Source organism: Microcoleus sp. LAD1_D5 (genome assembly GCF_036702115.1).
Classification (GTDB): Bacteria; Cyanobacteriota; Cyanobacteriia; order Cyanobacteriales; family Microcoleaceae; genus Microcoleus.
The window spans coordinates 47,949-59,769 of the sequence record NZ_JAUBSA010000035.1; the positions used below are offsets into that span (position 1 = coordinate 47,949).

10 protein-coding genes are annotated in these 11,821 nt (G+C 48.7%); 2 read left to right on the forward strand and 8 right to left on the reverse strand.

Annotated elements, in window-relative coordinates:
• Positions 1-51: 51 nt before the first annotated feature.
• Together QUA70_RS16235 and QUA70_RS16240 are read left to right on the forward strand one after the other, a co-directional pair.
• Positions 52-1,254 (forward strand): anhydro-N-acetylmuramic acid kinase, encoded by a 1,203-nt coding sequence (locus QUA70_RS16235; protein ID WP_333332796.1) that lies wholly within the window; start codon positions 52-54, stop codon positions 1,252-1,254.
• A gap of 80 nt (positions 1,255-1,334) precedes the next feature.
• On the forward strand, positions 1,335-1,784 hold the full coding sequence (locus QUA70_RS16240; protein ID WP_242722026.1) for a hypothetical protein: 450 nt from the start codon (positions 1,335-1,337) through the stop codon (positions 1,782-1,784).
• A gap of 433 nt (positions 1,785-2,217) precedes the next feature.
• On the opposite strand, the gene QUA70_RS16245 is transcribed toward QUA70_RS16240, so the two are convergent.
• The 8 genes from QUA70_RS16245 to grpE all read right to left on the reverse strand — a co-directional run bounded on the left by QUA70_RS16245 (position 2,218) and on the right by grpE (position 10,846).
• On the reverse strand, positions 2,218-2,415 hold the full coding sequence (locus QUA70_RS16245) for an NblA/ycf18 family protein (RefSeq protein ID WP_106150106.1): 198 nt from the start codon (positions 2,413-2,415) through the stop codon (positions 2,218-2,220).
• A 423-nt stretch (positions 2,416-2,838) separates the two neighbouring features.
• Positions 2,839-3,567: a biopolymer transporter ExbD gene (locus QUA70_RS16250; protein ID WP_333332799.1), complete on the reverse strand. Its 729-nt coding sequence runs from the start codon at positions 3,565-3,567 to the stop codon at positions 2,839-2,841.
• A 15-nt stretch (positions 3,568-3,582) separates the two neighbouring features.
• Complete coding sequence (locus QUA70_RS16255; RefSeq protein ID WP_333332802.1) at positions 3,583-4,368, reverse strand: MotA/TolQ/ExbB proton channel family protein; 786 nt, start codon at positions 4,366-4,368, stop codon at positions 3,583-3,585.
• A gap of 135 nt (positions 4,369-4,503) precedes the next feature.
• Positions 4,504-5,757: a ribosome small subunit-dependent GTPase A gene (gene rsgA / locus QUA70_RS16260; RefSeq protein ID WP_333332806.1), complete on the reverse strand. Its 1,254-nt coding sequence runs from the start codon at positions 5,755-5,757 to the stop codon at positions 4,504-4,506.
• The gene (locus QUA70_RS16265; protein WP_333332809.1) at positions 5,754-6,044 is read right to left on the reverse strand and encodes a sulfurtransferase TusA family protein; all 291 of its coding nucleotides are present in this window, start codon (positions 6,042-6,044) and stop codon (positions 5,754-5,756) included. Before QUA70_RS16265 ends, rsgA begins: the two co-directional genes overlap by 4 nt.
• Positions 6,045-6,332: 288 nt before the next feature.
• The gene (gene dnaJ, locus QUA70_RS16270; protein WP_333332812.1) at positions 6,333-7,460 is read right to left on the reverse strand and encodes a molecular chaperone DnaJ; all 1,128 of its coding nucleotides are present in this window, start codon (positions 7,458-7,460) and stop codon (positions 6,333-6,335) included.
• A gap of 132 nt (positions 7,461-7,592) precedes the next feature.
• A complete protein-coding gene (dnaK, locus tag QUA70_RS16275; protein ID WP_333348352.1) occupies positions 7,593-9,758 on the reverse strand; it encodes a molecular chaperone DnaK in 2,166 nt (721 codons plus the stop codon).
• Positions 9,759-10,051: 293 nt separating this feature from the next.
• A complete protein-coding gene (gene grpE / locus QUA70_RS16280) occupies positions 10,052-10,846 on the reverse strand; it encodes a nucleotide exchange factor GrpE (protein WP_333332817.1) in 795 nt (264 codons plus the stop codon).
• Positions 10,847-11,821: the final 975 nt, after the last annotated feature.

Consider the following 11,821-nt stretch of genomic DNA (forward strand, 5'->3'; position numbering starts at 1 on the left):
GTCGGGCACCCCCGGAAAATCTAAAATCTAAAATCTAAAATCTAAAATTGAATGACCCGCGTTATCGGTTTGATCAGCGGCACGTCGGTGGATGGCATTGATGCTGCTTTGGTGGATGTGGTCGGTTCCCAAACAGACTTGAAAGTGCAATTGGTGGCCGGCAAGACTTTCCCTTATCCTGCTAATTTGCGATCGCAAATTCTCTCGGTTTGCAGTGGCTCAGCTTTGTCAATGGCTGAACTAGCCCAATTAGATGATGCCATCGCCCAAGAATTTGCCACGGCTGCCTTGACAATACAAGCAGAATATGATAAAGCGGAGTTAATCGGCTCTCACGGTCAAACCGTCTACCACCGACCTGCTGGGAAAGCCCACACAGACAGCGCCGATGCGTTAATGGGCTACAGCTTGCAACTCGGGCGGGGCGCGCTAATTGCGGAATTGACAGGAATTACTACTGTGAGTAACTTTCGCTCAGCAGACATTGCAGCAGGGGGTCAAGGAGCACCCTTAGTGTCAATAGTTGATGCCTGCCTGCTGGCGGAACCCAACATCAGCCTCTGCATCCAAAATCTGGGGGGAATTGGCAATGTAACCTATCTTCCGGCAAGAGGAAAAGGGGGAAACAATGACGAGTCTGAGATTTTCAGTCTTGGGGATGGCATATCGGGGTGGGATACAGGCCCGGCGAATTCCCTGTTAGATTTGGCAGTACAGCACTTCTCAGGCGGCACTAAGACGATCGATGAAGGTGGAGCTTGGGCGGCATCGGGCACTCCCTGTCAAGCTTTAGTCGAGGATTGGCTCGCATCAGAGTTCTTCCGGCAAGCACCGCCGAAATCAACGGGTAGAGAGTTATTTGGTGTAGACTATTTTGACAGGTGTTTGATCGAGGCCCAAGGTTACAACCTCAGTCCTGCTGACGTGCTGGCTACTCTGACAGAACTGACTGTTGCCTCGATCGTTCACAGTTACCAAACATTTTTACCGGCTATGCCCGATCGAGTCTTACTATGCGGGGGTGGCAGCCACAATCTCTACTTAAAACGCCGATTGCAATCTCAATTGCATCCAGTGCAAGTGTTGACTACTTCTGAGGCAGGCTTGAATGTAGATTTTAAAGAGGCGATCGCTTTTGCGGTTTTAGCCGCATGGCGGGTTCGGGGCATTCCCGGTAATCTGCCTCAAGTTACTGGTGCCCGGGTACCGGTACTTTTAGGGGAAATTAACTCTTGTTGGCACAGTTGGGCGTGATAGCATAGAGTCTGAGGGACAACGGCTGTGCGTTGTTGCACCAGCATTGTAGCCAGCAGCAAAAGCATAGGAACAGCACTGTGGCTCACACGTTTTTAATGGAATCTGGCCAATGGACGCTCGAAGGAAGCTGGATTGAGCGCAATGGCGTGCCAATTACGGTTAAAGGCAAAACTTTAGTGAGCTGGAACCGAACAGATTGGTTCAGTATGGTGACAAAGCTCGTATTTCCTGGAGGCGATCGCGAAGAGATTATTTTGCAGTACCGAGGACACCTCAACAGCGATGAACGGCAGTATACTTTTGTACTCCAACACAGCGAACTCGCCCGCGTCGAGGGCGAAGGTTGGATTGCTCCCCAGTCGATCGTCCAGCGTTATTGGGTATTGGGAGACGAACGCCAGCGACGGACGGGTTTTGATACCCTTCACCGCGTTGATGATAACCGATACTACCAATCTAGTGGCATCATGTCTGGTCATTACCTGACGAGTACGATGGAAGCGACTCTCGAACGTCAGGGGGAATAACTCTTTCTAGAGTAAACATTTGCCAGTTCGAGGGTTTGATGTGAAAATTGAAGGTTTTGCTAGTCGGAGGTCGCGCTCAGATGTCCGACTAGCCCCATTGCTGTCAAACCTCATCCGCTGCAACTAAAAACAAATATATTGAATTTGTTAAAAATTTTAAGGGATTAAAAAATTAACACTTCTTATTAAGAGTTATCCAATTTTTGCATCGAGGCGCGATAAATTATCTTTGCACTCTCTGTAGTGTCGATCGCCAAACTGCTTAGCTCGACTCCCCAAATAGAGTGAAATTCACAAAGAAACTGTCAAATTTTCCTCAAGTCTGTACAGAGGCCTTCTACCTTCTGCCTTCGAGTGACGCCCCATCACCCCCAACTCCTTTCCGCCTGAGGGAAGAGAGTAAGAGACGGAGGTCGCCGACTGCGACTCTTTCCTACTCAAGGCCTGGGTTAGGTTCTAAACCCCAGTGGTGTTTCAGAAAATGGCGGTACATGGTTTCCCGCAGCATCATTTGCTCGTAAAGCTTGACCAAAAACTCCTGAGCTTGTTCGCGACTCATGTCACTTACCTGTGTTTTGAAGGAACACAGGCTAAATTGCTGTTCCAAAGACAATTCTGCTGGTTGGCTCATGACTTTGACTCCTCTGTAAGTAAAGGTGACTTAAAAGTGAACACCTGGATTAACCAGATTTGTAAATTGTTTCAGCGATCAACCGTTGGTTTCGGGATGCCCGATAGCCCATCTGGCTTGAGTGTATATTACAAAAGGTAACAATCATTTGACAAAATTACCATCTGTCCCAGGAAATAACTTAGTGAGAGAGATGGCGAAATCCCTGCAAAAGTTCCTTCTGCAGGCATATACAAGTGTATCTACTTGTCAAGAGAAAAAAGGCTCAGTACGAACCAAAAGAATTGAAGCGCTTTATACCAAATCGGGTGGAGCTTCTCTCCGCCAGGGGAGAGGGGGAGATGAGGAGAGCTCGATAGCGGAAGATGGGGAGAAGGGAGAATTTCTTTTTCTCTGTTCTCCCTTCTTCCTTATTCCTTCTAACTAATTCGAGGGCCCGCCATCCTGGGGTGGAGTGGCCGCTCCGGGTCGGAAATTGGGAGCAGCGGGTGCAGGCGAAACAGGAGGAATGCCCTGATTTGCCCCAAAGTTGCTAGGCTGCCCTGGAGCGGGGAGAGGGGATTGAAACTGATTGGGATTGAACTGCTGCTGCCCTGGAGCGGGGAGAGGAGATTGAAACTGATTAGGATTGAACTGTTGCTGCCCTGGAGGCACAGGAGACTGCAGGGGTTGACCGGAATTGCCGATCGCAGGTGTTGCAGGAATCCCAGAATTGGGAAGCGAGGGATTGGGCAATGGGGAGGAAGCCGAGCTAGGAAGAGTTGCCAGGGCAACTCGATCGCCCCCTACCTCTCTCAATTTGTCTAAAACCTCGACAACTTTAGCATATCTAGCATTTTGAGGAGCGTACAGCACCATCAACCCCGTAGGATTTGTGCTTTGGAAACTCTTTAACACTCGATCGAGCTGTTGGTAATTAACAGGCAATTGATCGATATAAGTTTGCCCGAAATCGTCAATGCTGACAATCAGCATCTCTCGCATCTGCGTTTGTCCAGTCTTCGCTTTAGGCAAATCGACATTAATGGCTTGCTGGCGAGTCAGTTGCAAAGCCGCCAGGAGAAAAAAGGTCAGAATGCAAAATATCACGTCAATTAAAGGCACCAGTTCTATCCGAGCCTCTTCAGCAGGAGTATCTAAGTGAATCTTCATCAGTTCTCCTTAGTTCTAATTATTAGAAGGTGAATCTTCAGCCGGATCGGAACCTTTCAATTTCGGCTCCCGGTTCCGTTCTCCCGATTCTTGAGAATTGAGAGAACGCCTGTTCAAACCATCGGAACCAAAGGAAGAATTGCTGTGTTCTACACCGGGCGATCGACCCTTAGCATTAGCTGCCGGCCAGTATTGCCTGTAAAGCAATTCCAGTTCATTTCCAGCTTTGCGAAATATTTTTGCCTGGTTGAACAAAAAAGCTTGAAATATCCGATAAAACGCCAAGGTAAAAATTGCTACTACCATCCCTGTAGCAGTCGTGATCAGCGCCTCGCTAATCCCCAAAGTTACGCCCGTTGTTGCCGACGTGCCGATGTCGCCCAGACGGATAGAGCTGAGCGAGTTAATCAAGCCCAAAACTGTTCCCAGCAAGCCCAGCAAAGGGGCTAGAGCGATCGTAGCTTCTAATATTTTGTCGCCGCGACGCATCGAAGCCAGCTCTTCATCGGCTGCGGCTTCGAGTGCGAGTCGAAATAAATCGGGTTCGGGATTGTACAGTCGCAGTGGTGCAGAAAGAAATCGCCCGATCGGCTGTCGATTAGCTTGTCTGGCAATCTCGTTAGCCGCCCCCCAATCGCTGCGAGCCGCTTCCAGAATACGGTTAACTATCTGCTTTTCTTTGCTCAGGAGGCTCGCCCAAAACCACAAGCGCTCGATAATTGTACTCAAAGATAGAATCGATAACACCAACAGGGGCCACATGGCGGGGCCGCCTTTTTGAAACAGTTCTTGAATATTCACAGTATTTTTACTCCTGCATAACCGGCTTAGCTTTGCTTCTGTTGTACTTTTTTTAACAAATTTAAGGCCATTTAATTTTAGCTATTAATGTACTGTGTTCCGGGGCCGATAGACCGATCGCGATCGACTATTTCCTCAAACCTCTTCTAAGTCGTCTTGACACCTATCTTGCAGCGACTGATGTTGAAGGCGGCGGGAAGAGCGCCGATACTTTTTAGTTTGCAGCTTCGGTTCGTATTGCTGCGTACCATCCGACTTAGTTTGCTGCTTCAAACTCGCCTCGGCACTACTAGAGTTTTGCTCTTGTTGCTGGCGGACGATCGCCTCTTCGAGAAACTGCAAGTAATACTCATAGCGCTCCCAATCGCCCCGCACCACACAGTTAGGCTCACTTCGGTGCGAACAGTCGCTAAACTGGCAGCTACCCAAAGCCAGCCTCTGGCGCGCTTCTGGGAAATATTCAGCTAACTCGGACGGATCGCATTCTAGAGCTGGTTGATTGAACCCCGGAGTATCTGCCAAGAGTCCACCGCCGGGGAGTTCAAATAATTCTACGTGGCGAGTCGTGTGGCGCCCGCGGCCGAGTTTGCCGGAAACAGCGTTCACTCGCAGATTCAAGGCCGGAATCAGTTGGTTGATCAAGCTGGACTTGCCGACCCCAGAAGGGCCGCAAATTATCGTTATTTTCCCTTGGATGTGACCCTGAAGCAAGTTCGGCAACGGACTTTGTACAGGATTTAACGGATGTAATGGATAGACCGAATTTGCCAGCAGGGGTTTATCCTCAGAAGGCAAGAGGGAATTATCTATTTTGTCCGATAAAGGTTGGGAAGCTACTTTTTCTACAGAAACTTCATTTTGAAAATTAGCGGCAGCTTCCTGGACTCCTAAGCCGCTACGGACGCTAATAAACATTGGTTCGTAGCCCCAGCCTGACAGCCGATCGCGCCACTGTTCCAACTCATCGGGGGTGACCAAATCGCATTTGTTCAGGCACAAACTTACCTCTAAACCTGTAGATTCGGCCTTGACTAAAAACCGAGTTAATGAGGCCGGGTCTAAGTCGGGTTCAGCGAGGGCAAAAACAAGGAGAATGCGATCGGCATTAGCTACAGGCGGGCGGTTGAGTTCTGTTTGGCGCGGGAAGACTTCAGAAATTGCACCCCGGCGGTCAGTCCAGTCCGGTTCGTCTACCACCACGCGATCGCCCACCATCACCTGTTGACCAATTTTTTTCAGTCGAGTGCGGCGAGTGCACAGGAGAATTAGAGAATCAGCAAGGGGGGCATTTTTCCCGTCAATGGAGACTTCGGGATCTAACCTCACTTGGTAGAAGTTAGCCTGAACAGCAATTACAGTACCCACGATCGAGGGCGAATTCAGGCTCATCCTGCTTCCTTATGTTCGGGGCGCTGTACTTTCATTGAAAAAAAGCCCGACTCCGGCTCATCAGCGACAAATTGCGTTTCGAGAATCTGGTAGCCTTCCATTTTGAGACTATCGGGTACTTGTTCGATCGGCTCCCCAGCATCCAGCCACACCTCCAAAACAGCACCCGGTGCCATTTGCTCCAAGCGCAGTTTAGTGCGGACAAAATTCAGAGGACACGGAGTACCACGCAGATCGATTTTGGCATCTGGGGATTTGGGATTTTCAATTGTGGATGTTGAATTCATAATGTTTTTTGCAATCTCAAATCCTGAAAGCCTTAGTTTTTTAAACAAGTTGCCTGGAAACTGGAGAATCTAAAATTTTGTTTCCAATTGGACACAGATTATTTTTTCTGGAAAAAATGTGCGCAATTGCGCACATTTTTTTGACCGCTACTGAAACCCCATGTCCCGGAACCGTCCCACCTGCCATTTTTGTGAGCAATTGCACACAATTTTTTGACAGGTACTAAAACAAATTGCCGGGGAATCCTCAAACAGGAAAATTTGACACCAATTGGTGTCAAAAATTGCTTATTTCTGAAACAAATTGCCCAGAAACCCTTCTATACCGCCTTTACCGGTACGATCGCCCTTCAGCTTAGCAAGCTGCATCAGCAACTCCCGTTCCTCAGCCGTCACCTTAGTCGGAATGTCAATAGACACCGTAATCAAATGATCGCCACGACTGACTGGATTTCCCAACCGAGGCACCCCTTTTTTCTCCAAAGTCAAAACAGTATTTGCCTGAGTTCCCGTAGGAATTAACAATTCCGTCGGCCCGTCTACGGTTTCCACTTCCAACCGGCACCCCAAAATTGCTTGCAAATAACTAATTTTAACTTCCGAGCTAACGTTAGTGCCGTCGCGCTTAAATAGCGGGTCTTCATTCACCGCCAAGAACACGTAAAGATCCCCGGGCGGCCCGCCCAGTTTGCCGGCATCCCCTTCATTGGAAACGCGCAAGCGAGTACCGTTGTCAACCCCAGCCGGAATTGTGATTTTCAGCTTTTTCATCACTTCTTTCTGGCCTCGGCCCCCACAAGTTTCGCACTTATCCTCAATCACTTGCCCGGTGCCGTTGCAAGTGGGGCAAACAGAAACTTGAGTAAAGCTGCCGAAAGGAGTGCGGGTAGCGCGTCGGACTTGACCGCTGCCGGTACAAGTCGAGCAAGTTTGGGGTCTGGTTCCCGGTTTCGCGCCAGTCCCGGTGCAAGTTTCGCAGGTTTCTAGATGCTTGATGCGAAGTTCTTTTTCGCCACCAAACACTGCTTCCCGAAAGTCCAGCCGCAAATCCAGGCGCAAATCGTCTCCGCGCACCGGCCCGCTGCGCCTGCGACCTTGCTGTTGTTGGCCGACACCTCCCTGAAAACCCTGAAAGAAGCTTTCAAAAATATCGGCAAAGCTGTCACCAAAGTCTTGGAACCCAGGTGCGCCTGCACCGCTGACCCCTGCTTCGCCGAAACGGTCGAAACGGGCGCGGGTTTCTGGTTCTGAGAGTACCTCGTAGGCGCGGTTAATTTCTTTAAACCGCTCCTCGGCACCGGATTCTTTGTTGACATCTGGATGGTACTTGCGAGCTAGGCGGCGGTAAGCACGCTTAATTTCTTCTTTGTCTGCGCTGCGAGAAACGCCTAATATTTCATAGTAATCACCGGCCATAGAGCTGCTTGCCTGGAGGTAAATAACAAAAAGTGTACGAAAAAGAAACGGGCGACCTTTCCTGAAATTACAGATTAAAAATCAAAAATTCTCATTGTTAATTTTTAACTTTTAATTTTTAGCTTTTCAGTTTTAAAGGAAAGGATTCATATCATCAACTTCTGGTTCGGGAACCTTCTGTTTTTGTTTTGACTGTGGATTTGACTGTGGACTTGGCTGTGGATTTGACTGTGGACCTGGCTGTGGATTTGACTGTCGTTTTGACTGTCGCTCCGGCTTTGATTCCGGCTTTGATTCCAGCTTTGATTCCGGCTTTGGTTCCGGCTTTGGTTCCGGCTTTGGTTCCGGCTTTGGTTCCGGCGCCACCAGCAGCTCTTCTTTCAGCAAAATGCTGTCGTCGTCCGCTTTAACCTCTTCTGGTTCTGATGATTCTACTTCTGACATCATCTCGCTTTCAACAACAGCTCCTGACGGGGCTACCCCGCTGCGGGCTTGGTCGTAGACTGCTGTCCCCAGCGAGTATAGCAGTTGCTTGAAAGATTCGATTGCGGGCGTGAGTTCCTCGACTGTGATGTCGGGGTTAGTCATCGCTGCCCGCAAGGCTGCTGCGGCTGTTTCCGCTTCGGCCTTGAGCTCGTCACTCAGCAGTTGCGTGTTGGTTTTTAAAGTTACACCACAATTATAGACGAGGGAGTCAGCTTGATTTTTGAGTTCGACGAGTAGAGCGCGCTTGATGTCCTCGTCGGCGTAAAGTTCGGCTTCTTGTCGCATCCGCTCGACTTCGGTTTCGCTCAATCCCCCTGTATTGGAAATTTGGATGCTTTGTTCTTTTCCGGTTCCCTTGTCTTCAGCAGCGACTTTGAGAATCCCGTTGGCATCGATTTCAAAGGTAACTTCGATTTGAGGTACGCCACGGGGGGCTGGCGGAATGCCTTTGAGCAGGAACTTGCCTAGACTTTTATTGTCTTTAACCAATGCCCGCTCGCCTTGGAGTACGTGAATTTCTACCGAGGTTTGCCCGTCTGCCGCCGTGCTGTACATTTGCGATCGGCTGGTGGGAATAGTTGTATTGCGCTCGATTACTTTGGTAAACACCCCGCCCAAGGTTTCGAGCCCCAGGGAGAGTGGCGTCACATCGAGCAGCAGCAAGTCTTTGACTTCACCGCCCAACACCCCGGCTTGAATTGCCGCGCCTACCGCTACAGCTTCGTCGGGATTGACGGATTTATCGGGAGAAACGCCCCCAAAATACTTGCTAATTGCCTTTTGAACTGCCGGAATTCGGGTTGACCCTCCCACTAAAATAATCCTGTCTATGTCTTTGGGGGTCAAACTTGCGTCTTTGAGGGCTTGAGTCACCGGATCGATCGTCGCTTGCACCAAATGAGCCACCAGTTTTTCAAACTGAGCTTTGGAGAGTTCCATTTCCAAATGCTTCGGCCCTTTCTCGTCAGAGGAGATGAAGGGCAAATTGATTGAGGTGGATTCGCGGTTGGAGAGTTCGATTTTGGCTTTTTCGGCAGCTTCTCGGAGGCGCTGCAAGGCCATTTTGTCTTGTGAAAGGTCACTGCCTTCTTGAGTGCGGAAAGCTTCTACCAGCCACTGGACTATGCAGTCGTCAAAGTCATCTCCTCCGAGATGGTTGTTACCGGAGGTAGCGTTGACTTCAAAAATTCCGTCTCCCAGTTGCAGGATCGAAACGTCAAAAGTACCGCCGCCTAGGTCAAAGACCAAGATTTTCTGTTCTATATTTTGCTTGTCCAGCCCGTAGGAAAGGGCTGCTGCCGTCGGTTCGTTGACGATCCGCAGGACTTCTAGGCCGGCGATCGTACCGGCGTCTTTAGTAGCTTGCCGTTGGGCGTCTGTGAAGTAGGCTGGCACTGTAATCACGGCTTGGGTAACAGTTTGTCCCAAATAAGCTTCAGCATCTTGCTTGAGCTTTTGGAGTACCATTGCCGAGATTTCTTGGGGAGTGTGAACCTTGTTCCGAATTTGGACGTTAACGGTGTCGTCTTTGCCTTTTATGCAGGTATAGGGAGTTCGCGATCGTTCTTCTTCCGTGTCGTCCCACCGCCGCCCGATAAATCGTTTGATGCTGTAGACAGTATTTACAGCATTAGTTACAGCTTGCCGCTTGGCTAGTTGACCTACTAAGCGATCGCCCGCCTTGCCGAATCCTACTATACTCGGAGTTGTGCGGCCGCCCTCGGAATTGGCGATCACGACGGGTTTACCGCCCTCTAACACAGCTACGCAACTGTTAGTTGTGCCTAAGTCAATTCCAATAATTTTTCCCATAGCGCCTCATAAAACTTTGTGGGATGTTTGGAAATCTCCAACTACAGGTTGGGAGAGGAAAAACGACTCAGCTTGTTTAAACAAGCATTCCCAGACTAGATTTGTAGGAAATAAACTTGATGTCCTAAAGCAATATCAAAGACTGATAAAAACATTTTTCAGAATTTTTGGCTCAAGCGCTGACCTGCTTTTAGTCATCTTTAATTAAGAAGTTGGTGAGTCTGCCACCTTGGAACCCCCGAATTCTATTCGGGGGTCAGTGACTTTGAGGAATGCAGTAGCTTGTATCCCGATTAACCTTCTGAACTATCGGGATTTTCATCTGAGGCTACCACAGATAGCCCAGCCGCTGCAACTTTCACTTTGGCGTGCCGCAAGACGCGATCACCCAGAATGTAGCCGCGTTCTAGTTCTTGGATAATTGTTCCTTCCTCGTGTTCGTCAGTTGGCTCACTCAGCAGAGCCTCGTGGAGGTTGGGGTCAAACTGTTCGCCTTCGGGGCGCATCGGAGAAACCCCGATTTGCTTGAGGCCGTCTACCATTTGCTTGTAAACGCTTTGGTAGCTTTTGTGAATGTTCATTTCGCCATCGGTTTGCGGCTTGATGTGCGATCGAGCGCGCTCGAAATTATCAATTACCGGCAACAGGGGTTTGATGGTGAGACACCTTGCCTGTAAATCTAGCTCTTCTTTTTCCTTTTGGGTGCGCCTGCGGAAGTTCTCAAAATCTGCGGCTAGGCGGAGATTTTGATTTTTCAGCTCTTCTATTTGAGCGGATGCGGCTTGCAACTGAGTTTTTAAAGCCTCTTTTTCATCGTTTGCCTGGGCCAGCTCCTTCTTCCAAGGCTCCGCCGCGTCTGCAGTCGGACTGTTGGTTGAACTGCCGGTGACGGTAGGCCCCGATGCGTTTGCTGGGGTGCGATCGCCCTGAGCGCTTTGATAAGCTCGAGCAAGTTCGAGCTCCCAATCCGCCGATTCGTTCGAGTTTCCTGATGCCGCCGGATTTTCGCTTGCCATTGGCGAACCCTCTGGGGTGGTTTCCCCAGTTGAGTTAGGATCTTGATCTTGCTGTTTTTCCTCGTCAATCATAAAAGCTGCGCGACAGAACCCTATCAATTCTAGCAGATACAGTTAACGCGGTAAATCTAGAGGACTGGAATTTACGGTGTATGGCACAATGTGAAAAGAGGAAATTTTGCCAGCTCTGGATACATTGCTCAAAGCTTTCCATAAAATATTCAACGATCCGCTTAGATATTTACGTATAATATGGCAGCAATGGGGGCAACCCAACGTTTGTTGGTTCCTCATTTTTAATTAACGCGATCGCATTGAAAACACTTTTTATAAGTCTATTTTGCTGTCAACTCTATTACAACATTTCCCCCTTAGAAGGCTGGATGTTTCAAGGTTTGCTTAAAACGAGAGAAACTTAAATTTATCATCGGTCAGGCTGTTTGAGTCGCAAGCTGACGCTGGCATTTTTTACCCTTTGCTGAGTTTCCCCAGTCGGGAGAAAGAGGAATTTGTATTGAGTGACTAAGTAGTGATATGTGTGCTTGTGTAACTCAGACACTAGGTTTTTAATCTTGATGCGAATTGGGGCTGTGGTTTGGCTGATTCGAGAACGCCGAAGTTGCTTGAAGTCGCGAATTTTTGCGATTCAAATGATAGACATTAGCGGGGATCGCGGAGGTGATCATCTGTAGATTAGATTGATATCTAATTTGCTTCTTTCCAACATTTGTGAACCGTTAAGCTTACGTGACAAAGGTTCAGACATTAAAGTAGAATTAAAGTAATATTTACTGATCCCAAACTAGAGTGGCTCAAAATTTGCCCTGGGACTGATGCCAGGGTAAGCGCATCTAATTTGGTAGTTAAAAATACAGATAATTTGGCACATTTATATAATCACAGATATCGTTTGAGGAGCGAAGATGTTATCTAGTAGACTTGTGAGTACAAAGTTTCTATCTTACTTAGCAGGTCGGTCTTATGGCATCAGGTTTCACCTCTGACAAACACAGGATTAAAAGGTCAAAAAAATTGAGTATAGCTCAG